This is a genomic window from Mesorhizobium sp. M0854 (assembly GCF_040319815.1).
GTDB lineage: Bacteria > Pseudomonadota > Alphaproteobacteria > Rhizobiales > Rhizobiaceae > Mesorhizobium.
In genome coordinates, this window is the sequence record NZ_JAMYOL010000012.1 from 38,207 (window position 1) to 60,002 (window position 21,796).

21 protein-coding genes and 1 pseudogene are annotated in these 21,796 nt (G+C 61.4%); 2 read left to right on the forward strand and 20 right to left on the reverse strand.

The window, feature by feature from the left end:
• The 11 genes and pseudogenes from NKH99_RS19475 to NKH99_RS19525 all read right to left on the reverse strand — a co-directional run bounded on the left by NKH99_RS19475 (window position 1) and on the right by NKH99_RS19525 (window position 11,629).
• Window positions 1-867 carry a carbohydrate ABC transporter permease gene (locus NKH99_RS19475; protein WP_023674893.1) on the reverse strand — a complete coding sequence of 289 codons (867 nt, stop codon included), beginning with the start codon at window positions 865-867 and terminating at the stop codon, window positions 1-3.
• Window position 868: 1 nt separating this feature from the next.
• Entirely contained in the window at window positions 869-1,936 is a 1,068-nt protein-coding gene (locus tag NKH99_RS19480; RefSeq protein ID WP_352471682.1) for an ABC transporter ATP-binding protein, read from the reverse strand.
• Window positions 1,937-1,945: 9 nt separating this feature from the next.
• Window positions 1,946-3,025, reverse strand: coding sequence for an ABC transporter ATP-binding protein (locus tag NKH99_RS19485; RefSeq protein ID WP_352540586.1), 1,080 nt, complete (start codon window positions 3,023-3,025; stop codon window positions 1,946-1,948).
• A 39-nt stretch (window positions 3,026-3,064) separates the two neighbouring features.
• The gene (glpD, locus tag NKH99_RS19490) at window positions 3,065-4,591 is read right to left on the reverse strand and encodes a glycerol-3-phosphate dehydrogenase (RefSeq protein WP_352471685.1); all 1,527 of its coding nucleotides are present in this window, start codon (window positions 4,589-4,591) and stop codon (window positions 3,065-3,067) included.
• A 125-nt stretch (window positions 4,592-4,716) separates the two neighbouring features.
• Complete coding sequence (locus NKH99_RS19495) at window positions 4,717-5,484, reverse strand: DeoR/GlpR family DNA-binding transcription regulator (protein WP_023674889.1); 768 nt, start codon at window positions 5,482-5,484, stop codon at window positions 4,717-4,719.
• Between the two features lie 128 nt (window positions 5,485-5,612).
• A pseudogene (locus NKH99_RS19500) lies at window positions 5,613-7,024 on the reverse strand (pyridoxal phosphate-dependent decarboxylase family protein).
• 58 nt (window positions 7,025-7,082) lie between these two features.
• On the reverse strand, window positions 7,083-7,814 hold the full coding sequence (locus NKH99_RS19505; protein WP_352540589.1) for a proteasome-type protease: 732 nt from the start codon (window positions 7,812-7,814) through the stop codon (window positions 7,083-7,085).
• A gap of 31 nt (window positions 7,815-7,845) precedes the next feature.
• Window positions 7,846-8,640 (reverse strand): transglutaminase family protein, encoded by a 795-nt coding sequence (locus NKH99_RS19510; protein WP_352455718.1) that lies wholly within the window; start codon window positions 8,638-8,640, stop codon window positions 7,846-7,848.
• A 61-nt stretch (window positions 8,641-8,701) separates the two neighbouring features.
• Window positions 8,702-9,643 (reverse strand): alpha-E domain-containing protein, encoded by a 942-nt coding sequence (locus tag NKH99_RS19515; protein ID WP_352540590.1) that lies wholly within the window; start codon window positions 9,641-9,643, stop codon window positions 8,702-8,704.
• Window positions 9,644-9,807: 164 nt separating this feature from the next.
• Window positions 9,808-11,220, reverse strand: a complete 1,413-nt coding sequence (locus NKH99_RS19520) for a circularly permuted type 2 ATP-grasp protein (RefSeq protein ID WP_352925235.1) — start codon at window positions 11,218-11,220, stop codon at window positions 9,808-9,810.
• A gap of 172 nt (window positions 11,221-11,392) precedes the next feature.
• On the reverse strand, window positions 11,393-11,629 hold the full coding sequence (locus tag NKH99_RS19525) for an Lrp/AsnC ligand binding domain-containing protein (RefSeq protein ID WP_023674883.1): 237 nt from the start codon (window positions 11,627-11,629) through the stop codon (window positions 11,393-11,395).
• A gap of 236 nt (window positions 11,630-11,865) precedes the next feature.
• On the opposite strand from NKH99_RS19525, the gene NKH99_RS19530 reads away from it, so the two are divergent.
• Window positions 11,866-12,285, forward strand: coding sequence for a DUF4864 domain-containing protein (locus NKH99_RS19530; RefSeq protein WP_352682857.1), 420 nt, complete (start codon window positions 11,866-11,868; stop codon window positions 12,283-12,285).
• A 9-nt stretch (window positions 12,286-12,294) separates the two neighbouring features.
• On the opposite strand, the gene NKH99_RS19535 is transcribed toward NKH99_RS19530, so the two are convergent.
• From NKH99_RS19535 to coaD, 8 genes are all read right to left on the reverse strand, one after another.
• Window positions 12,295-13,650, reverse strand: coding sequence for a glycosyltransferase family protein (locus tag NKH99_RS19535; protein ID WP_353015055.1), 1,356 nt, complete (start codon window positions 13,648-13,650; stop codon window positions 12,295-12,297).
• A 245-nt stretch (window positions 13,651-13,895) separates the two neighbouring features.
• Window positions 13,896-15,026: a tRNA guanosine(34) transglycosylase Tgt gene (tgt, locus tag NKH99_RS19540; RefSeq protein ID WP_352471690.1), complete on the reverse strand. Its 1,131-nt coding sequence runs from the start codon at window positions 15,024-15,026 to the stop codon at window positions 13,896-13,898.
• An 8-nt stretch (window positions 15,027-15,034) separates the two neighbouring features.
• A complete protein-coding gene (locus NKH99_RS19545) occupies window positions 15,035-15,304 on the reverse strand; it encodes a hypothetical protein (RefSeq protein ID WP_352471691.1) in 270 nt (89 codons plus the stop codon).
• Window positions 15,294-16,379, reverse strand: coding sequence for a tRNA preQ1(34) S-adenosylmethionine ribosyltransferase-isomerase QueA (gene queA, locus NKH99_RS19550; RefSeq protein ID WP_352540593.1), 1,086 nt, complete (start codon window positions 16,377-16,379; stop codon window positions 15,294-15,296). Before queA ends, NKH99_RS19545 begins: the two co-directional genes overlap by 11 nt.
• Window positions 16,380-16,391: 12 nt before the next feature.
• Window positions 16,392-16,790, reverse strand: coding sequence for a hypothetical protein (locus NKH99_RS19555; RefSeq protein WP_353015058.1), 399 nt, complete (start codon window positions 16,788-16,790; stop codon window positions 16,392-16,394).
• A complete protein-coding gene (locus NKH99_RS19560; protein ID WP_352471694.1) occupies window positions 16,787-17,299 on the reverse strand; it encodes a peptidylprolyl isomerase in 513 nt (170 codons plus the stop codon). Before NKH99_RS19560 ends, NKH99_RS19555 begins: the two co-directional genes overlap by 4 nt.
• A gap of 29 nt (window positions 17,300-17,328) precedes the next feature.
• Window positions 17,329-17,919, reverse strand: a complete 591-nt coding sequence (locus NKH99_RS19565) for a peptidylprolyl isomerase (protein ID WP_352471695.1) — start codon at window positions 17,917-17,919, stop codon at window positions 17,329-17,331.
• A 75-nt stretch (window positions 17,920-17,994) separates the two neighbouring features.
• The gene (coaD, locus tag NKH99_RS19570) at window positions 17,995-18,495 is read right to left on the reverse strand and encodes a pantetheine-phosphate adenylyltransferase (protein WP_353015060.1); all 501 of its coding nucleotides are present in this window, start codon (window positions 18,493-18,495) and stop codon (window positions 17,995-17,997) included.
• Window positions 18,496-18,690: 195 nt separating this feature from the next.
• Here coaD and NKH99_RS19575 point away from each other — a divergent pair, with 195 nt between their 5' ends.
• A complete protein-coding gene (locus tag NKH99_RS19575) occupies window positions 18,691-18,843 on the forward strand; it encodes a hypothetical protein (RefSeq protein WP_352502504.1) in 153 nt (50 codons plus the stop codon).
• A gap of 53 nt (window positions 18,844-18,896) precedes the next feature.
• On the opposite strand, the gene gyrA is transcribed toward NKH99_RS19575, so the two are convergent.
• A complete protein-coding gene (gyrA, locus tag NKH99_RS19580; protein WP_352471697.1) occupies window positions 18,897-21,701 on the reverse strand; it encodes a DNA gyrase subunit A in 2,805 nt (934 codons plus the stop codon).
• Window positions 21,702-21,796: the final 95 nt, after the last annotated feature.

The window sequence follows — 21,796 nt, forward strand, 5'->3', positions numbered from 1 at the left end:
TCAGCGCTCCGCGTCGTAATTGGTCATCACGGTGTAGAACACCCATGACAACAACAGGACGATAAGGAAGTAGACCAGCGACATCGCCGCCGCCGGGCCGAGGTCGAACTGGCCGAGCGCCGTCTTGACGAGATCGATCGAAAGAAAGGTCGTCGAGTTGCCGGGTCCGCCGCCGGTCACCACGAACGGTTCGGTGTAGATCATGAAGCTATCCATGAAGCGCAGCAGCACGGCGATCAGCAGCACGCGGTTCATCTTCGGCAGCTGGATGTAGCGGAACACCGCCCAGCGCGAGGCACCGTCGATCTTGGCCGCCTGATAAAAGGCATCCGGGATCGAGACCAGGCCGGCATAGCAGAGCAGAACGACGAGGCTGGTCCAATGCCAGACGTCCATGATGATGACCGTGACCCAGGCGTCGTATGGGTCTTGCACATAATTATAGTCGATGCCGAGCGCGTTGACGTAATAGCCGAGCAGGCCAATGTCGTTGCGCCCGAACACCTGCCAGATGGTGCCGACGACGTTCCACGGGATCAGCAGCGGCAACGCCATCAAAACAAGGCAAACAGGCACGCCCCAACCCTTCTTCGGCATATTGAGCGCAATGAAGATGCCGAGCGGCACTTCGATCGCCAGGATGATGAAGGAGAAGACAAGGTTGCGGATCATCGCCTGCCAGAAGCGGCTGGAGGAAAGCAGTTCCTCGAACCATTCCGTGCCGGCCCAGAAGAAGACGTTATTGCCGAAAGTGTCCTGCACCGAATAATTGACGACCGTCATCAGCGGTATGACCGCCGAGAACGCCACCAGCAGCAGCACCGGCAGCACCAGGAACCAGGCTCTGTTGTTCCAGGTCTTTTCCACTTCAGGCTCCCATCTCGACGCGCCAGGAATTGGCATAGATGTTGATGCCGGCCGGGTCGAACCGCACCTTCGGATCAGCCGGAACTGTCTCGTCCTCGCCGATGACGGCGGCGATCTCGCGCCCTTCAAGATTGGCACGGACCACCTTGTGGCGGCCGACGTCCTCGACCTTGCTGATCCGGACGGCCATGCCCTTACTGCCCAGGCGCACATATTCGGGACGGATGCCGAGTTCGATGGCGCCGCCGCCCGCCTTGGGCACGCCCGGCAGTTCGATCTGCTGCGAGCCCAGCTTCGCTGTCTTGCCGTCGATCGCCACCGGCATGACATTCATGCCGGGCGAGCCGATGAAATAGCCGACAAAGGTGTGGCGCGGGCGCTCGAACAGCTCCGCCGGTGTGCCGATCTGCACGATTTCGCCGTCATACATGACGACCACCCTGTCGGCGAAGGTCAACGCCTCGGTCTGGTCGTGCGTGACATAGACCATGGTGTAGCCGAAGCGGCGGTGAAGCTGCTTCAACTGCGAGCGCAGCACCCATTTCATATGCGGGTCGATGACTGTCAAAGGCTCGTCGAACAGGATGGCGTTGACGTCGGAGCGCACCAGCCCGCGCCCGAGCGAGATCTTCTGCTTCTGGTCGGCGGTCAGTCCGCGCGCCTTTCGTTTGGCCATATCGGCCAGCCCGGTCATCTCCAGCGTCTCGCGCACCTTGCGGTCGACGTCGGGCTCCGGCACGCCGCGATTGCGCAGCGGGAACGCCAGATTGTCGTAGACGGTCATCGTGTCGTAGATCACCGGGAACTGGAAGACCTGGGCGATGTTGCGCTCTTGGGTCGACAGATTGGTCACGTCCCTGCCGTTGAACAGCAGCTGGCCATGCGAGGGATGCAGCAATCCCGAAATGATGTTGAGCAGCGTGGTCTTGCCGCAGCCGGATGGGCCGAGCAGCGCATAAGCGCCGCCATCCTCGAACGTGTGGTGCACTTCCTTCAGCGCGAAATCGGCATCCGTGCGCGGGTTCTGCAGATAGGAGTGGCGGATATGATTGACATCGATGCGCGCCATCGCTTCCTCCTAGGCCGCCAGCTTCGGCGCGGCCACGGCGCGGCCGTGCTCGTCGAAGACCATGATGTGGCGCGGGTCGATGAACACCTCGACCTCCTCGTCCGGCTCGAAGTCGCGAATGCCATGGGTCAGCATGACCCAGCGCGCATCGGCAAAATCGAGATGGACGAAGCTTTCCGATCCGGTGATCTCGGTGATCGTCACCTTTGCGCGCACCGGCACTGCGGCGGCGTTGGGCCGATCGAGGGACAAATGATGCGGCTGGAAGCCGATCGTATAGATCGCATCGGCAATGCCGAAGAGTTCCGCCGGCACCGGCAATTTCACGCCGCCCTCGAGCAGGAAATCCAGACCCTTCTTGGCAAGCACGATGGTGTTGAGCGGCGGATCGGCGAAGGTTCTCGCCGTCACCAGATCAACCGGTTTGCGGAACACTTCGATGGTCGGCCCGAACTGGGTGATGCTGCCTTCGGAAAGCGTCGCCGTGTTGCCGCCGAGCAGCAAGGCTTCGTGCGGCTCGGTCGTGGCATACACAAAGATTGTACCGGCGGCCGCGAAGACTTTCGGCAGTTCCGCGCGTAATTCTTCGCGCAGCTTGTAGTCGAGATTGGCGAGCGGCTCGTCGAGCAGCACGAGGCTGGCATTCTTGACGATCGCGCGGGCCAGCGCGGTGCGCTGCTGCTGGCCGCCCGACAGACTGAGAGGCGTCCGGTCAAGATAGGGCGTTAGTTTGAGAAGGGCGGCGGCATTGCGCACCTCCCTGTCGATCGTTGCCTGATCCGTGCCGGCCACCCGCAGCGGTGAGGCGATGTTTTCGTAGACCGTCATCGCCGGATAATTGATGAATTGCTGGTAGACCATGGCGACGTTGCGCTTTTGCACCGGCATGCCGGTGACATCCTTGCCATCGAACCAGACCGAGCCCGAGGTCGGCACGTCGAGGCCCGCCATCAGCCGCATCAGGCTGGTCTTGCCGGAGAGCGTCGGCCCGAGCAGGACGTTGAGCGAGCCGTGCTGAAGCGTCAGCGAGACGTCGCGGATATGTTCCGCCGCACCCACCGTCTTCGTCACGTTTCTCAGTTCAAGCATGATGCCTCCTCCCAGGCTTTCTGCATCAGTCGGCCGTTCCTATTCGGCAGCCGCTACGTGCTGCCGGCTTATTCCGCGCATGAACTCGTCGAGCACTGCCGCCTGCTCACGGCTGAGACGCAGGCCGCGCTTGGTCCGGCGCCACAATACATCCTCGGCAGTCATCGCCCATTCGTTTTCGACGAGGTAGCGCACCTCGGCTTCGTAGAGATCGGCGCCGAAGTTGCGGCCAAGATCGACGTTCGACTTGGCGAGGCCCAGCAGCTTCCTTGCGCGGGTGCCGTAGAGCCGGGTCAACCGGCGGGCCAGCCGGGCGTCGAGGAACGGGTACGCCGTTTTCAGTTTCGCCACCTCGGCATCGAAGCCGGTGACGGGAAAGTCACCGCCAGGCAGCGGCGCGTTTGCCGTCCATGGTTTGCCGCGCTTGCCGAGAAAACCCTCGATCTTCTCGAGCATCGATTCCGACAATCGGCGGTAGGTCGTGATCTTGCCGCCAAAGGCGTTGACGATCGGGGCGGCACCCTCGCCTCCATCGGCCTTCAGCACATAGTCTCGGGTGGCTTCCTGCGCCTTTGAGGCGCCATCGTCGTAGAGCGGTCGCACCGCGGAATAGGTCCAGACGATATCCGACGGCTTGACCGGCTGCGCGAAATATTCGCTTGCCGCAGCGCAGAGATAGTCGATCTCGGCGTCATTGATCCTGACGTTGTGCGGATCGCCGGGATAGTCACGGTCGGTGGTGCCGATGAGCGTGAACTCGTCCTCGTAAGGGATGGCGAAAATGATGCGCCCGTCCTTGTTCTGAAAGAAATAGGCGCGTGGGTCGTCGAATTTCGTGCCCACGACGATGTGGCTGCCTTGTACGAGGCGGACATTGTGCACGTCGTTCAAGCCGACGGTGGCCGACAGCACCTGATCGACCCACGGGCCGGCGGCATTGACCAGCAGCCGCGCCTTGACCTCCTCGGTATCGCCGGTCCGCACATTTTCAAGCCTGACCGTCCAGAGATTGCCTTCGCGGCGTGCGCTGACGACCTTTGTTCGGGTTCGAATGGTTGCACCGCGTTCGGCAGCGTCGCGGGCGTTCAACACAACCAGCCGGGCATCGTTGACCCAACCGTCCGAATATTCGAACGCCTTTCGAAACAGCGGCTTCAGCGGCTTGCCGGCCGGATCCTTAGCCATGTCCAGCGTTTTCGTCGGCGGCAGCAATTTGCGCCCGCCAATATGGTCGTAGAGGAAAAGCCCGAGCCGGATCAGCCAGGCCGGACGCAGCCCCTTGGCGTATGGCAGCACGAAGCGCATCGGCCAGATGATGTGCGGCGCGTTCCTCCACAGGACCTCGCGTTCCATCAGCGCTTCGCGTACCAGGCGGAATTCGTAGAATTCGAGATAGCGCAAGCCGCCATGGATCAGTTTGGTCGAGCCGGAAGAGGTCCCGCTGGCCAGATCGTTCATCTCGGCAAGAAAGACCGAAAAGCCACGTCCAACGGCATCGCGGGCGATGCCGCAGCCATTGATGCCGCCACCGATGACGAAAATGTCATGAATCGGTGATGCGCTCAAAGAATCCTCCCTCGATTTCGCATTGCAGCATTTTTGGGTTCTTGCGAAACCGTAGGGGAATTATTTCGAAATGATAACGAATGTCAAACGAAATGTGATAGGCGGAAGATGCCGCGACGGCATCTCTAGGATAGCGACGTTTCGATCAGCTGAACTTCTGCCTCCTGGCAGATCTTACGCACCGACGGGATGTCGCAACGATCGGTGATAAAGGTGTTGACCTGCGACAGATGGCCGATGCGGACGGGCGCGGTGCGCTCGAATTTGGTCTGGTCCGACACCAGGATCACATGTCGGGCGTTGGCGATGATCGCCTGAGCCACCTTCACCTCGCGAAAATCGAAGTCGAGCAGTGCGCCGTCATGGTCGATGGCCGAGGCGCCGATCACCGCAAAATCGACCTTGAACTGCCTGATGAAATCGACCGCGGCCTCCCCGACCACACCGCCGTCGGAACCGCGCACGACACCGCCGGCGATCACCACCTCGATCGAAGGATATATGCGCATCCTGTTGGCAACATTGATGTTATTGGTGATGACCATCAGGCCGCTGTGATCGAGAAGCGACTTGCTGACAGCTTCCGTCGTTGTCCCAATATTGATGAACAGAGACGCGTTGTCGGGGATCAGCCGGGCTGCTGCGCGGCCGATCGCCTCCTTCTCCTCGGCGGCGATCTTGCGCCGAGCCTCATATTCCATGTTCTCGATGCCGGAGGGGAACAATGCCCCGCCATGGATGCGGGACAAGAGCCGCTGGTCGCAGAGATCGTTGAGATCCTTGCGGATCGTCTGCGGCGTCACGTTGAAATGCGTCGCCAGCTCCTCGACCAGTACGCGGCCATGGTCCTTGGCCATCTGGATGATTTCGGAATGACGCGGCGACAGATACATCTAGCAACCTCTCATTTTCGTTTTTCTCGTCTATAGCTGAAAACGAAAGCCGTGAACAGGTATGGGCCGGCTAATGAAAATCGGGCGACTGCAGCGAGAAAAGCTCCGGTGCAATCTCGACGAGGCTATCAACTCAGCCCCCGCGCGATCTCAGTGATGACCGAGAAAGCAGTATCGACGTCCGCCGCAGTCGTTTCGAACTGCCCGACCTGAAAGCGGATCGCCACCTGCCCGTCCACCCGGGTCTGCGTCAGGTAAATGCGGCCGTCATCGTTGATCGCGCTGACCAACCGCAAATTGTGCTCGTCAGAGTCGATGGCCGCAGCCGCGAGATGGCGGAATGAGAATAGCGACAGATGGGTTCCGTGACGATCTCGAAATCCGGTTCCCGAGCCAGCCGCGCGGCGAGGCTCTCGCTCCAGGCAACATGGTTGCGGATCATGTTCCGCAGATTTTCCAAGCCATACGCACGCAGCAGGAACCAAAGTTTCAGAGCGCGGAACCTCCGTCCGAGCGGCACCGACCATTCGGAGTAGTTGATGACCCCGTCGCGGCCATGCGTTTTCAGGAATTCGGGCTTGATCGCCAGCGTGCGGACCAGCTCTTCCGGCTGGCGGATGAACTGCATCGAGCAATCGAACTGTGCCCCCAACCATTTATGCGGGTTGAAGACGATGGAATCGGCATTTTCGGCGCCGGTCCAGAAATGCCGGAACTCGTGGCAGATCATGGCGGAGCCGGCCCATGCGGCATCGACATGCAGGTAGAGCCCGTGCCGCTTCGCCACCTCGGCAACAGCCGCCACATTGTCGGTGCCGCCGGTACTTGTGCCGCCGACGCTGGCGATGATGCCCGCCGGCAGCATGCCGTTTTCGCGGTCGGTAACGATCGCGGCTTCCAGAGCCGCCGTCTGCATGGCGCGGAAGCGTCCGGCGACCGGAATGCGCACGAGGTTCGCCTCGCCGATGCCCGACACCCAGATCGCCCGGTCGATAGAAGTATGGACCTGGTCGGAAGAATAGATCCGCACGACCGGCTGCCCTTGCAAGCCGTTCTTGTTGCCTTGCCAGTCGAGCGCGCGCTCGCGCATTGTCAGCACGGCGGCAAGCGTCGCCGATGAAGCCGAATCCTGCATGACGCCGGAAAATCCCTCCGGCAAACCAAGCGCCTGCCGCATCCAGTCGACGACACGCGTCTCGAGCTCGGTTGCCGCCGGCGAGGTCTGCCAGAGCATGCATTGCGCGGCCATCGCGGAAACCAGATACTCGGCCACGACGGAGACCGGTGCCGCGTTAGCCGGGAAATAGGCGAAGAAACGCGGATGCTGCCAGTGCGTCATGCCCGGCAAGATCTTTTGTTCGAAATCGGCGAAGATTGCCTGCATCGTTTCGCCGTCTTCCGGCGGCGCGGCATCGATGCTTTTGAAGATTTCGCCCGGCTCGACAAGCGGCCGCACCGGTTTTTCGCGAAGGCTGTTTCTGTAGTCGGCGCCCCATTCAGCCGCTCGCAGCGACCATTCGCGGAATTCGTTGCTATTCATCTTCGCCTCCGTAGCGCCTCATCGAGCCGCGATCAAAGAGCACGAAAAACGAAGGTTTTCATTCGGGAAAATCAGGCAGACTGGCAAAGGCGGTCTTCAGCGCGTTCGACCAGCTATCCGAGATCGTACGATAATATTGATCGTCCTGGGTTATTCGCTTTTTGAGGCCGACCTTGAAAGTGTCCTTTTCATAGAACAGCAGGTCGAGCGGCAGGCCGACCGACAGGTTCGACTTCAGCGTCGAGTCGAACGACACCAGCAGTAACTTCACCGTCTCGGCGAAACTCATCGTCCTTTCATAAGCGCGGATAATGATCGGCTTGCCGTATTTGGTCTCACCGATCTGGAAGAACGGCGTGTCCTCGGTGGATTCGATGAAATTGCCTTCCGGATAGATCATGAACAGGCGCGGCGCGCTGCCCTTGATCTGACCGCCGAGGATGAAGGAGGCGTTGAAGTAGGAATCCGCCTTTTCGCCCGCCGGCGACGAACTGGCGATGACCTCCTTGACGGTGTCTCCGACCAACCGGACTGTCTGGTACATGGAGGGCGTTTCGAGCAGTGTGGCACGGCGCTCCGCCACTGCCTTGGTGCGTTCGTCGAGCAGGCTGACCACGGCCTGCGTCGTCGCCAGATTGCCGGCCGACATCAAAACGATGACGCGCTCGCCCGGCTCTTCCCAGACATGCATCTTCCTGAAGGTCGAGATCGAATCCATGCCGGCGTTGGTGCGCGTGTCCGACATGAACACGAGCCCGCGATCGATCTTCAGGCCGACGCAATAGGTCATCGAATCTCTTTGGCAACAATCTTGCCGGGGATTACTGCTCCACGGTGACGGTGACCGCAAGCTGTTCTTCCGCCTGTCCCAGCCGAATTCCAGATACCGGCGTGGCGTCGCGATAATCGCGGCCGGTCGCCACCTTCACATAACGCTCGTCCGGAGAAATGCCGTTGGCGACATCGAAGGCGACCCAGCCGAGGCCCGAGACATGCGCCTCGGCCCAGGCGTGGCTTGCCGCCTGCTCGATGGCCGCATCCATCATCAGGTAGCCGCTGATATAGCGGGCCGGAAAATCCATGGCACGCGCCGCGGCAACGAAGATGTGGCTGTGGTCCTGGCAAACGCCGGTCTTGAGCGCCAGGGCCTCTTCGGCCGGCGTCGTCACGTTGGTGGTGTCCGGCGTATAAGCGACGCGCTCGCCGATCACCGCCATCAACCGGTGCAGCCTTTCGATGTCGGTACCCTTGCCGACCGAGGCAGCAAGCTCGCGAATGCCGCTGCCGATCGTCGTCAGCGGCGTTTCCTGGCCGAACAGCCAGAGCGGCGCGAAACCCTGGTGCGGTCCGCAGACGCCAGCGGTGTCGCGCGTCACCACTTCGCCGGCTGCTTCGACGGTGATGAAGTCGCGCTCGCCCTCGACGCTCAACAGCCGGGTATCATTGCCGAAATGGTCGGTGAAGCGCACTTCCTCGCGTGCGCCTTCGATCTTCAGCGCCCAGGACAGTACCGTCTGGGTGCGCCCGTTCACCGGGAGCAGCCGCAAACGCTGCAACAGATAGTGCACCGGCGCATCGTAGCGGTATTCGGTCCGGTGGGTGATCTTCAGCCGCATCGCACTCGTCCCTGGAGCATGAGCTTTTCCGAAAACCGGTCTCCGCTTTTTGGGATCATGCTCAATAGAACCTGTAATCCTGCGCGATCTCGTCGCCGAGCCTGGTGTTGTCGCGGATGAAATTGGCCAGGAATTCGTGCAGGCCGGCGTCGAAAATATCCTTGATCGACCCGGCCGTCAGCATGGCCTGGGTCTTGGCAGCCGTCGCATGACAGGCGTGGCGCTCCCCATAGTCGTCACCCAGGAATTTGAGATGCTCCGTCAGGAAGCGGTAGCAAAAGGTCAGCGAGCGCGGCATGCGGACGTTGAGGATCAGATAATCGGCGATGTTGCTCGGCTTGTAGTCGGCATCATAGACCCAGCGATAGGAACGGTGCGCCGACACCGAGCGCAGGATCGATTCCCACTGGTAGTTGTCGAGCGTCGAGCCGACCCAGGAGATCGACGGCAACAGCACGTAGTATTTCACATCCAGGATGCGCGCGGTGTTGTCGGCGCGTTCGACATACGTGCCGAGCTGCGAAAAATCGAAAATCTCGTTGCGCAGCATCGTGCCGTAGAACGAGCCGCGGATCAGCGCCGTCTCGCGCTTGATTGCGTCGAGCGCGTTGGGCAGGTCGCGCTCGTCGATCGGCTTGGCCAGTATCCGCTTCAGCGACATCCAGGCTTCGTTGATGCTTTCCCAGGTCTCACGCGTCAGTGCGGTACGCACCATGCGGGCATTGTTACGGGCCGTTTCGATAGACGACATCGTGCTCGACGGGTTCGATGTGTCGCGCAGCAGATAGTCGGCGACATTGGCGGCGGTGTAGTCGGAATATTTCTGCGTGAAGCTGGCGTCCGAACCGGCGCTGAGCAGCACCGAATTCCACTCCTCCGAAGCGTTCTGAGTACGAGTCAGCGCCATGCGCAAGCCGGCATCCACCAGCCGCGCCATGTTTTCCGCCCGCTCGATGTAGCGGTTCATCCAGTAGAGCCCGTTGGCGGTGCGGCCGAGAAGCATGTCAGGCGGTCCTGTGGTGAATAGTGAAAGGTGAATGGTGAATGGTGACTATCCGGATTCCAGGGCACGATTCCGCGCGCTTCACTTCAGGGCATTTCACCAACATCAACGACCCACATCCTTACCTATTCACTATTCACTATTCACTATTCACTACTTTCACTCTAATCATCCAACACCCACGTATCCTTCGTGCCCCCGCCTTGCGAAGAATTGACGACCAGCGAGCCTTCCTTGAGCGCTACTCGGGTCAGCCCGCCGGGCACGATCTGGATACGGTCGGAAACCAGCACATAGGGGCGCAGATCGACATGGCGCGGCGCCAGCCCCTTGTCCGTCAGGATCGGACAGGTCGACAGCGCAAGCGTCGGCTGGGCGATGTAGTTCGACGGTTTTGCCGCGACCTTTTTGGAAAACTCCTCGCATTCCTTCTTGGTCGCCGCCGGGCCGACCAGCATGCCGTAACCGCCGGAGCCGTGGACCTCCTTGATCACCAATTCATCGATATGCTCGAGCACGTATTTCAGGCTGTCCGGCTCCGAGCAGCGCCAGGTCGGGATGTTGCCGAGGATCGCCTTGCGGCCGGTGTAGAATTCGACGATCTCGGGCATGTAGGAATAGATCGCCTTGTCGTCGGCGATGCCGGTTCCCGGCGCATTGGCGATCGTGATGTTGCCGGCGCGGTAGACGTCCATAATGCCCGGCACGCCAAGTGCCGAGTCGGGGCGGAAGGTCAGCGGATCGAGGAACGAGTCGTCGACACGACGGTAAAGCACGTCGATCTGCTTGTAGCCCTCGGTGGTGCGCATCGCGACATGGCCATCGACGACGCGCAGATCCTGCCCCTCGACAAGCTGCACGCCCATCTGGTCGGCAAGGAAAGCATGTTCGAAATAGGCCGAGTTGAAGCTGCCCGGCGTCAGCACGGCAATGGTCGGCGCGCCCTTGGTGCTTTGCGGCCGCACTGCCGCCAGCGACTGGCGCAAGAGCTGCGGGTAATTCTCAACCGGCCGCACCTTGATCTGCTGGAACAGCTCAGGGAAGAGCTGCATCATCGTCTCGCGATTCTCCAGCATGTAGGAGACGCCGGACGGCGTGCGCGCATTGTCCTCCAGCACGTAGAACTCGTTCTCGCTGATGCGTACGATGTCGACGCCGATGATGTGGGTATAGACGCCGGCCGGCGGCCGCACCCCGATCATCTCGGGCAGGAACGCCTCGTTCTTGGCGATCAACTCCTTCGGCACCCGGCCGGCGCGTAAGATCTCCTGGCGATGGTAGATGTCGTCGAGAAAGGCGTTCAGCGCCTGGACGCGCTGCTCGATGCCTTGCGTCAGCCGTCGCCATTCGTTGCCCGAAATGATGCGCGGAACGATATCGAAGGGTATCAGCCGCTCCGATGCTTCCTGCTCGCCGTAGACGGCGAAAGTGATGCCTGTCTTGCGAAAGACGCGTTCGGCGTCCTGCATCTTCTCGGTAAGTCTGGCCGGGTCCTGTTCCTTCAGCCAGCGATCGTAAGCCGAATACGGTTTTCTCAGCCCGGAAACTTCCGGAAGCATTTCATCGAACGCTGCCAATCGCATACTCCCCTGTGGCGCCATTTCACTGGCCTGGCTGGAGAAAATCAAGCGCAATCGGTGATTTGTTGGGCGCCGGCGATCAGTATATCGCACTTGCCTAAAATTAAGGCAGCACCAATAGGGCCTTGATCAGGCTTTGCCTGGTGTCGGGGCACATGCCGGATGCGGATCAAAACGCGCGAAAGGTGACGACCGTGAACGTGTCCTTGATGCCGGGAAGAATCTGCACTTTCTCGTTGACGAAGTGGCCGATGTCTTCCTCGTCGTCGACATAGAATTTGGCGAGCAGGTCGTAGTTTCCGGCTGTCGAGTAGATTTCCGAAGCGATCTCGGCATCGGCCAGGGCGCTGGCAACGTCGTAGGCCTTGCCCAGATCGCATTTTATCTGCACGAAAAATGCCTTCATTGCCTGGTCCTGCTCACATCGCACGCTCTAATCGAGCGGCCCTTGTGGCAGACTGCCGCCCGGCTTTCAAGCATCGGCAATCGCTCAGGCTGTTCTCGCCTCGACAATGCTTTCTCGGCTCGGACACGGACTGCCACGCCGAATGTTTGCGCTCGGCTGAAACCCTGAAGCACTGCAAAGCGTATGGTATCATGTACCTTCAGGCAGCGATTTCTCAGGGACAACGGAGACAGGCCATGCGCCGCGCGTTTTTCGCATTCGCAGTCGTTCCATTCATTTTCGCATCCCAGGCCTTTGCTGGCGACGCCGAAGTCAAAGCGGCGCAGACAGTCATCGATGGGCAGTTGAGGGCCTTCATCGCCAATGACGGAATGACGGCCTACAGCTTTGCCGCACCGAATGTGAAACGCATCTTTCCGACCGTCGATACCTTCATGAACATGGTGACAAAAGGCTATCCACCGGTGCGCCAACCGCAGACCTACTCCTTCGGCAAGGTTCGTGAGACGAGCCCGACCTCGATCATCCAGCAAGTGCTGATCGTCGGCCCGGATGGCAAGGACTACGAGGCGGTCTACACGCTCGAACTACAGCCTGACGACAGCTTTCGGATCACCGGCTGCAGCCTGCGTGCGTCCACGTCGCTCAGCACCTAAAGGGGTGTTTCAATCCTGTCGCCGGTAGAGCGTCCAGCTCAGGCCAGAAAACCCCCAATGCCTCGACGCATCGGCCCGTTCATACGCCAGAGCGCATGCGGCCGTCGGTTGGACATGTTCGGCTTGTTTGTCCACGTCCCCCTCGAGGACCAGCCAGGCGGGCCGTTCGGTGCACATCCCGTCGTCTGTGACCAGCAATGCCCGACGATCCATTCGCGCCGCAAAATAGTTGACGACAATGGGGGTGCGGAAATTACCGTCGCTGGCATAGGTGGTTGCGCCGTTCCTGGTCATTTCATCAACGATAGCGGCGTAGGAGCCGCGTCCATATTGATAGAACTGAAGCAGCGACGAAATGCTTCCACTCACCACGATCGCCAGCGCTCCCATCGCAAGCAGCCTGGCAGTCCCGCGAGCATCCAAGCCGCGGCCAATCATCTCGCCGGCCCAGAGCAGCAGCAATGTTCCGCTGATGATGAAATAGCGCGGGAACTCAAGGTTGGGCAGATGCGCCGCCGCCATGAGCAAAGGCAGTCCGATAATCCCGATGGCATAAAGGCTGGCTCGACGACCGCGCCAGACACCGGCGGAGAGGCCGACAAGACCGCAGGCGGCAACGATATAAGGCCCGTCGCCAAACCAGGGTGGCAGGCCGAACAGAGAGCGGATCATCCCGCCATAGCCCTGCGCGAAGGCGGCAATCGAGAATGGCGAAACACCACCGACACTGAAGCCGAACAGCCTGCAGCCGACAAACACGCCGACAGCCAGCGGCAGCACGGCAAGCAAGCCCGGCAGGAAGATCGACGCCAGGTCCGCAACGACGCGGCCGACCTTCGCCGTACGCTGCCAGGCGAGCCAGGCGGTCCAGATTGCGAGGACCGCCACCATTCCGATCATTGTGAGATGGCACAGGAAGCCGAAAAGGATCGCCGCTGCCAAGGCCGCGCCAGACCACCGTCTATTGTCGAGCCGGCGCTCCAGAAAAACCACCGAGAGCAGCGTGAACAGCACAAGGCCGGCATAGCCGCGCGCCTCCGAGCCGTAATGGACCATTGGGTAGCTCACGGCAAACAACAGGCTTGTGGCAATCATCGCCTGTCGTCCGCGCGATGCGGCGCTCGCTGCCGCCGCACCGATCGTGGCAACACCTAATGCTATCGACAGACCTCGCTGGATCAGCGGCGAAGCATCGGGGCCAATGAGATAGAGATAGACCGAGTTGAGGAAATGATTGTTGTCGTGATTGACGCGCCAGAATATCTGGTCGATCGAGGTCAGCGGCTCGATCAGCGCAAAGCTCCAGATCTCGTCCAGCCAAAGGTCGCCGCGCGCGCCAAGCAAGCGCAAGACCAGACCGGTCACTGCGATCGCCAGAATCGCAAGCAACGACCCAGCCGTCCATCGCTGAACCGCGATGGGGGTCGAAGGCGAAGGCTCGGCGATGCCGTTCGTCCGCACCGTCGTGCCAGGAACTGAAACTTGCCGCGAAACGAACAGGTTCTTGATCCTCGCCCGATGTCGTCCGGCAATGCTTATTGGGCAGTCGTTTCAAAACAGTTCATGGCAGGGACAACTCCTCCCTGGAGCCGGATTCCTGGCGAGCATGCCTACCGGACGGCGAGGTCACCGTTTGCCCATTGCTGCGTGATGATCTCGGCTTCTTCGGCGAACCTGCCAGCCTCGATCGCTTCACGAATGTCGCGCATCAGCTGCTGGTAATAGGACAGATTGTTCCAGGTCAGGAGCATCGCCCCAAGCGCCTCTTGCGAGCGCACCAGATGGTGCAAGTAGGCCCGCGAATAGTCGCGTGCGGCCGGGCAGTCGCTTTCCTCATCGAGCGGACGCGGATCGTCGGCATGGCGGGCGTTGCGCAGATTGACCTTGCCGCGCCGTGTGTAGGCTAGGCCGTGGCGCCCTGCCCGCGTCGGCATCACGCAGTCGAACATGTCGATGCCGCGCGCAACCGACTTCAAAATGTCGTCCGGGGTGCCGACGCCCATCAGGTAGCGCGGCCGGTCAGCCGGCAGCTCCGGGCAAGTGATGTCGAGCATCTCCAGCATCACCGCTTGCGGCTCGCCGACAGCCAGCCCGCCGATCGCGTAGCCCTTCAGCTCCATTGCCTTCAGCGCCTGCGCCGAGCGCAGCCGCAGATCCGGCACGTCGCCGCCTTGCACAATGCCGAACATCGCCTTGCCGGGCTGCTCGCCGAATGCCGTCTTGCAACGCTCGGCCCAGCGCAACGACAACTCCATGGCACGCTCGATCTCGTTCTGCTTGGCCGGCAGAGCCGTGCATTCGTCGAGCTGCATCTGGATGTCGGAATCGAGCAGCCCCTGGATCTCTATCGAACGCTCTGGCGACATCTCGTAGGCGCCGCCGTCGATATGCGAACGGAAGGTAACGCCGTTCTCGGTCAGTTTCCGCAGCTTCGACAGCGACATCACCTGGAAGCCGCCGCTATCGGTCAGGATTGGATGCGGCCAGCGGGCGAATTCATGCAGGCCGCCGAGCCGCGCCACGCGCTCGGCGCCGGGTCTTAGCATCAGGTGGTAGGTGTTGCCGAGGATAATGTCCGAGCCGACGCCGCGCACCTGATCCATATACATGGCCTTCACCGTGCCGCCGGTACCGACCGGCATGAAGGCAGGCGTGCGGATTTCCCCGCGCGGCATGGTGATTGCACCACGCCGCGCCCTGCCGTCGGTCGCCAGCACCTTGAAGGTGAATGCGTCAGTCATTGAATTCCCTAGCCATCGAACTCCTTGTCGAATACCGGCGCGTCCGGGGCCTGCTTGTCGAGTGATTGCCGGTAGCGGATGCAGCCGCGCATGAATTTCGGCCACGGCGGCACGGCAATCGCCGGGTCGGTCTTTTCGGGCAAAAGTGACCAGAGGTCGGGATGGTGCCAGCACAGATCATGGCCGGTGGCGTCGCGGTGTTGGCGGATGCCGGCGCGCAGTTTCCTGACCTCGGCGATCAAGGCTTCCCGGTCGAAGGTTTCCAGGTCATCGTCCATCGGTATCCTCCCTGAACAGAAGACTTGCGTCTCCATAGGAATAAAACCTGTAGCGATTCTCGATGGCATGCGCATAGGCCGCCCGCATCGTCTGCAAACCGCAGAAGGCCGAAACCAGCATGAACAGCGTCGAACGCGGCAGATGGAAATTGGTCATCAGCAAGTCTGCGGTCTTGAAACGATAGCCGGGCGTGATGAAGATGTCTGTCGGGCCTGACCATGCGGCCAGCCTGCCGTCCTCGCCAGCCGCGCTCTCCAATAAGCGCAGCGATGTCGTGCCGACAGCGATAATGCGCCCTCCTTTTGCTTTCGCCGCATTCAGCGCCTCGGCGGTTTCCGGGCTGACCGAACCGGTTTCGGCGTGCATCTTGTGGTCGGCGGTGTCGTCCGCCTTCACCGGCAGGAACGTGCCGGCGCCGACATGCAGCGTGACGAAACGGCGCTCTATGCCCTTGGCGTCGAGCGTCGCAAACAGCTCCGGCGTGAAATGCAGCCCTGCCGTCGGCGCGGCGACCGCGCCCTCCTCCCTCGCATAAATGGTCTGATAGTCGCTGCGGTCGCGTTCGTCGTCGTCACGCTTGGAGGCGATGTAGGGCGGCAGCGGGATGTGGCCGACTGCATGCAGCGCCTCGTCGAGGAACGGACCTGACAGGTCGAAGCCGAGCAGCACCTCGCCGCCTTCTCCCTTCTCGATCACGGTCGCGTCGAGCTGGCCGAGAAGGCAGGAATTGGCGTCATGACCGAAATGGATACGATCGCCGGCGGCGATGCGCTTGCCCGGACGCATGAAGGCGAGCCAGCGGTCGGGCGCCATCCGCATATGCAGCGTGGCTTCGACCTGCGCCGCCGCCTCGCCGCGCCGCCTGATGCCTTTCAGCTGTGCCGGAATGACCTTGGTGTCGTTGAAGACCAGCACATCACCGGCCTTGAGCAGGGCCGGCAGGTCGCGCACCGTCCGGTCTTCGAGCCCCTCACCCGGCCTGACCACCAGCATCCTGGCACTGTCGCGCGGCTCGGCTGGGCGAAGCGCGATGCGCTCCTCCGGCAGATCGAAGTCGAAAAGGTCGACGCGCAAGAGATCCCCGCCTCAAGGTTCCGGGCAGGTCACCGCCCAGGCGCCGACACCGTCTATGCTCAACGTGCCGCCCATCGCGAAGCTGGACTGCTCGCTGGCCTTGACCAGCCGCAATTTGGCGACGATCGAGCTGAGGCCCTCATCAGTGAGATCGATCAGCATGCGCTCGCCGTCTTCGAATGCCTGTCCAACGATGACTTTCGTTGAGCCTGGCTGTCCATCCGTGGTCCATGTCTTGCCGCCGGCATCCAGCCACACACGCGCGACCGCAATGACGGCCGTGTGTCCCATCAAAACGTCGATCGATGCCGCGCCGCCGTCGGCGCTGCAGACGATCGATTCCGTTGCCAGCGCCGGAGTGGCCGCCGCGACGAGCACAAATGCGATTGCCGCGACAGCCCGGCCGGTCATTTCACGTCGGCCGCGACCTTGAGCGACACGATCTTGTCAGGATCCTGCACCGGTTCGCCGCGCTTGATCTTGTCGACGTTGTCCATGCCTTCGATTACCTGGCCCCATACCGTGTACTGGCGGTTGAGGAAGGCGGCATCGTCGAAGCAGATGAAGAACTGCGAATTGGCCGAGTTCGGGTTCTGCGAGCGCGCCATCGAGCAGGTGCCGCGGCCGTGGTTGGCGTTGGAGAACTCGGCCTTCAGATCGGGTTTGTCGGAACCGCCAGTGCCGGCGCGCGATGGCGCGAAAGACGGCTTGTTGGAATTGCCGAACTTCACGTCGCCGGTCTGCGCCATGAAGCCGTCGATGACGCGGTGGAAGACCACGCCGTCATAGGCGCCTTCGCGCGCCAGCTCCTTGATACGGTCGACATGGCCGGGCGCCAGATCTGGAAACAATTCGATGACGACCTTGCCCTTGGTCGTGTCCATGATAAGCGCGTTCTCGCGGTCCTTGATTTCGGCCATGTCAGAAATATCCTTTTGAACAATTGGGGTTACTTGCCGTCCGCGGCGATGCGCACCTTGATCATGCGATCGGGGTCGGTCACCGTGCCGTTCTGCGCCTCGTCGCCTTTCTTGATGTGGTCCACCAACTCCATGCCGCTGACGACATTGCCAACGATGGTGTACTGGCCATCGAGCGGCGGTGCCGGCGCGAACATGATGAAGAATTGCGAATTGGCGGAATTCGGATCGTCGGAGCGGGCCATGCCGACCACGCCGCGCTGGTAGTGCTCGGTGCTGGAGAATTCGGCCGGCAGGTCAGGAAGATCGGAGCCGCCGGTGCCGACAGCGTCGGCATTGAAGCCGCTCTTCATGTTGCCGAACTTGACGTCGCCGGTCTGCGCCATGAACCCGTCAATGACGCGGTGAAAGGCGACGTTGTCGTAGGCGCCCTGGCGCACCAGCTTTTTGATCTGCGCGACGTGCTTCGGCGCAAGGTCGGGCCTCAGCGCGATGGTCACGTCGCCGTCCTTCAGCGTTACGATCATGGTGTTTTCCGGATCGGCGGCAAAGGCCGACACGGATGCGGTCACAAGACCGGCAAGCACGGCAAGCAAGAAGGCAAGCTTTTTCAGCTGCATGGGATCTTTCTCCGAATATCTTCGTTCATGCATGTCGTTACCCGGAGCCGGGTTCCACTTTTGGGTGACATGCATTTATTTCGCGAATTTGGCGGTGAGCGCGCCGGCCACGGCCGCCGGCACGAAGGGGCGGATGTCGCCTCCCATCGAAGCTATCTGGCGCACAAGTGTGGCGGTAATGGTGCGCACTGAAGGGCTGGCGGGCAGGAACACCGTCTGCAGCTCCGGCGCCATAGTCTCGTTCATGCCGGCCATCTGCATCTCATAGTCAAGGTCGGTGCCGTCGCGCAGGCCGCGGATCATGATCGAGGCGCCATGCTTCCTGGCCGCGTCGATTACCAACCCGTCGAAGGCGACTACTTTGATACGCGCACCGTCGCTGCCGAATTCCGCCTTCGCGGCCGTTTCGATCAGGCCAACCCGTTCCTCGAAGGAAAATAACGACTTCTTGCCGGGATGGATGCCGATCGCCGCATAGATTGTATCCGCCACGGCCAGCGACGCCTTCAGCACGTCGAGATGGCCGTTGGTCAGCGGGTCGAAAGAGCCGGCATAAAGGGCGATGCGTTCGGTCATGGCAGGTGCTTCTAGCGAGCCTCTCTCCTAAAGGCAAATCCGATCGCCAGCCCGCGCCGTGAACCTTTTGGCCGACGTGAACGACAGATGAATGTGCCGCTCACAACAGCTTCACGCAGTGTTCACTAAGTTGCAGCTGCAGGAGATGAAACCAAACACCCATCTAATCGTTGTTAGGCGCAGGAGAACACGCACATGCTGATCTACATGCTCGCCACCGCAATGACCGTCGCCATGCTGATCGCCACCCTATTCGGGTTGCATCAGGAAGCACAGCGCGTCCGCGCCAAGGCCAATACCAAGCGGTTCGAGGGCTTCGGCAACCGCAGGCCTTATCGCCGCTTCTAGATTGCGGGTGTCTTCACACGCCGGCCCACAGGGCTGGCGTCGTCGTGCCAAACTCACTCGACGGAAGTATCGGGCTCCCTACCATCGGCATCGGCAACAGCGCCGCTTTCAGCATTCTCTTCGATCTCTTCATCCGCTTGCGGTTCTGAAATTCGCTCGACCGAAACGACCTTCTCGCCCTCAGCGGTATTGAAGATGGTAACGCCCTTGGTGGCGCGGCTGGCGAAACGAATGCCGTTCACTGGAACACGGATAACGGTGCCGCCATCCGAAACCAGCATGATCTGATCGTCATTGCCGACCGGGAAGGTCGCCACTAGGCGGCCGATTTCGGCCGTTTTCGAGACGTCGGTGGCGCGAATACCCTTGCCGCCACGGCCAGTCAGGCGGAAATCGTAGGACGATGAACGCTTGCCGTAGCCATATTCCGTCACCGTCAACACGAACTGCTCGTGCGCCTTGAGGAATTCATAGCGGTCGTCGGAAAGCTCTGCCTCTTCGCCGACCTCTTCATTGGTGAGCTGGATTTCTTCCTCCTCGCCGGCCGCGATGTCAGCAGCGAGCCGGCGTTCGGCCACCACCCGCTTGAGGTAGGCGGCACGCTCCGCCGGCGGCGCATCGACATGCTCGATCACCGCCATCGAGATCACCCGGTCGCCATCTGCCATCGCAATGCCGCGCACGCCGACCGAATTGCGGCTCTGGAAGACGCGTACGTCGCTGACCGGAAAGCGGATGCACTGGCCGGAACTTGCCGTCAAAAGCACGTCGTCATTGTCGGTGCAGGTCTCGACGCCGAGGATCTCGTCGCCTTCCTCGTCCAGCTTCATGGCGATCTTGCCGTTGCGGTTGACCTGGACGAAGTCCGACAGCTTGTTGCGACGCACGGTACCGCGCGTGGTGGCAAACATGACGTCGAGCTCGCCCCAACTCGTCTCATCCTCCGGCAGCGGCATGATCGTGGTGATGCGCTCGCCCTGTTCGAGCGGCAGCATATTGATCAGCGCCTTGCCGCGCGATTGCGGGTTGCCGATCGGCAGGCGCCAGACCTTTTCCTTGTAGACGATGCCGCGCGAGGAGAAGAACAGCACCGGCGTGTGCGTGTTGGCGACGAACAGCCGGGTGACGAAATCCTCTTCCTTGGTCGACATGCCGGAGCGGCCCTTGCCGCCGCGGCGCTGCGCCCGGTAGAGCGACAGCGGCACGCGCTTGATGTAGCCGGAATGGCTGACCGTGACGACCATGTCCTCGCGCTGGATCAGGTCCTCGTCTTCCATGTCCGCCCCGCCCTCGGCGAGCTCGGTGCGGCGCGGCGTGCCGAACTCGTCGCGCACGGCGATGAGCTCGTCCTTGACGATCTGCTGGACGCGGGCGCGGGACGAGAGGATGTCCAGGTAGTCCTTGATCTCGTCGCCGATCGTGTTCAGCTCGTCGGCGATCTCGTCGCGGCCGAGCGCGGTCAGGCGCTGCAGGCGCAGTTCGAGGATGGCGCGCGCCTGCTCCTCGGAGAGATTGTAGGTACCATCCTCGTTGATGCGATGGCGCGGATCGTCGATCAGAAGAATCAGCGATTCCACGTCGCCCGAAGGCCAGCGCCGCTCCATCAACTGCTCGCGCGCCGTCTGCGGATCCGGAGCGCTGCGGATCAGCTTGATGACTTCATCGATGTTGGCAACAGCGATGGCAAGGCCGACCAGCACATGGGCGCGGTCGCGCGCCTTGCGCAGCAGGAATTTCGTGCGCCGGCTGATCACCTCCTCACGGAAGGCGACGAACGCCTTCAGCATGTCGGTCAGCGTCAGCAATTCCGGCTTGCCGCCGTTCAGTGCCACCATGTTGGCGCCGAAGGACGTCTGCAGCGGGGTGAAGCGGTAAAGCTGGTTGAGGATGACATCGGCGACGGCGTCGCGCTTCAGTTCGATGACGACGCGGTAGCCCTGGCGGTCGCTCTCGTCGCGAATGTCGGAAATGCCTTCGATGCGCTTGTCGCGCACCAGCTCGGCCATCTTCTCGATCATCGACGCCTTGTTCACCTGATAGGGAACCTCGGTGATGACTATCGATTCACGATCGTTGCCGCGCGCCTCGACGTTGACGCGGCCGCGCATGACGATGGAGCCGCGGCCGGTCGAATAGGCGCTGTAGATGCCGGAACGGCCAAGCACGATGCCGCCGGTCGGGAAATCCGGTCCCGGAATGATCTCCATCAGCGCCGGAAGGTCGATCGCCGGATTATCGATGAGGGCAATGGCGCCGTTGCAGACCTCGCCCAGATTGTGCGGCGGGATGTTGGTGGCCATGCCGACGGCGATACCGCCGGAGCCGTTGACCAACAGGTTCGGGAAGCGCGCCGGCAGGACTTTCGGTTCGCTGCCCGACGCATCGTAAGTGTCCTGGAAATCGACGGTGTCCTTGTCGATGTCTTCCAGCAACTCATGCGCGACCTTGGTCAGCCGCGATTCCGTGTAGCGCATCGCCGCCGGCGGATCGCCGTCGATCGAGCCGAAATTGCCCTGCCCGTCGATCAGCGGCACGCGCAGCGACCAATCCTGCGCCATGCGCACCAAAGCGTCGTAGATCGAGGCGTCGCCATGCGGATGATATTTACCCATCACGTCGGCGACCGGGCGTGCCGATTTCACATATTTGCGGTTCCAGTGATAGCCGCTCTCATAGGCGGCGTAGAGGATGCGGCGATGCACCGGCTTGAGGCCATCGCGCACGTCCGGCAGCGCGCGGCTGACGATCACGCTCATGGCGTAATCGAGATAGGAGCGCTGCATCTCCTCGATGATGGATATCGGCTCGATGCCGGTGGGGCCGCCGTCGGCGCCGCGCGGTGTCTTTTGGTCGGTCAAATCGGATCACAATCTAATCAGGAATCACTTGGTGCTTATATAGGAAGCCAGCCTGAAACTCCAACAATCGCGGCAGTTTTCCAGTGTGGTTTTTA

Coding starts and splice junctions, on each gene's coding strand:
- NKH99_RS19480 (WP_352471682.1), bottom strand. CDS start 1,936: ATGGCGCGCATCGATGTCAATCATATCCGCCACTCCTATCTGCAGAAC.
- NKH99_RS19485 (WP_352540586.1), bottom strand. CDS start 3,025: ATGCTTGAACTGAGAAACGTGACGAAGACGGTGGGTGCGGCGGAACAT.
- NKH99_RS19495 (WP_023674889.1), bottom strand. CDS start 5,484: ATGTATCTGTCGCCGCGTCATTCCGAAATCATCCAGATGGCCAAGGAC.
- NKH99_RS19505 (WP_352540589.1), bottom strand. CDS start 7,814: ATGACCTATTGCGTCGGCCTGAAGATCGATCGCGGGCTCGTGTTCATG.
- NKH99_RS19510 (WP_352455718.1), bottom strand. CDS start 8,640: ATGCGGCTGAAGATCACCCACCGGACCGAATACCGCTACGATGCGCCG.
- NKH99_RS19515 (WP_352540590.1), bottom strand. CDS start 9,643: ATGCTTCTCGGCCGCACCGCCAACGGGCTCTACTGGATGAACCGCTAC.
- NKH99_RS19525 (WP_023674883.1), bottom strand. CDS start 11,629: ATGAAGGCATTTTTCGTGCAGATAAAATGCGATCTGGGCAAGGCCTAC.
- NKH99_RS19530 (WP_352682857.1), top strand. CDS start 11,866: ATGCGCCGCGCGTTTTTCGCATTCGCAGTCGTTCCATTCATTTTCGCA.
- tgt (WP_352471690.1), bottom strand. CDS start 15,026: ATGACTGACGCATTCACCTTCAAGGTGCTGGCGACCGACGGCAGGGCG.
- NKH99_RS19545 (WP_352471691.1), bottom strand. CDS start 15,304: ATGGACGATGACCTGGAAACCTTCGACCGGGAAGCCTTGATCGCCGAG.
- NKH99_RS19555 (WP_353015058.1), bottom strand. CDS start 16,790: ATGACCGGCCGGGCTGTCGCGGCAATCGCATTTGTGCTCGTCGCGGCG.
- NKH99_RS19560 (WP_352471694.1), bottom strand. CDS start 17,299: ATGGCCGAAATCAAGGACCGCGAGAACGCGCTTATCATGGACACGACC.
- NKH99_RS19565 (WP_352471695.1), bottom strand. CDS start 17,919: ATGCAGCTGAAAAAGCTTGCCTTCTTGCTTGCCGTGCTTGCCGGTCTT.
- coaD (WP_353015060.1), bottom strand. CDS start 18,495: ATGACCGAACGCATCGCCCTTTATGCCGGCTCTTTCGACCCGCTGACC.
- NKH99_RS19575 (WP_352502504.1), top strand. CDS start 18,691: ATGCTGATCTACATGCTCGCCACCGCAATGACCGTCGCCATGCTGATC.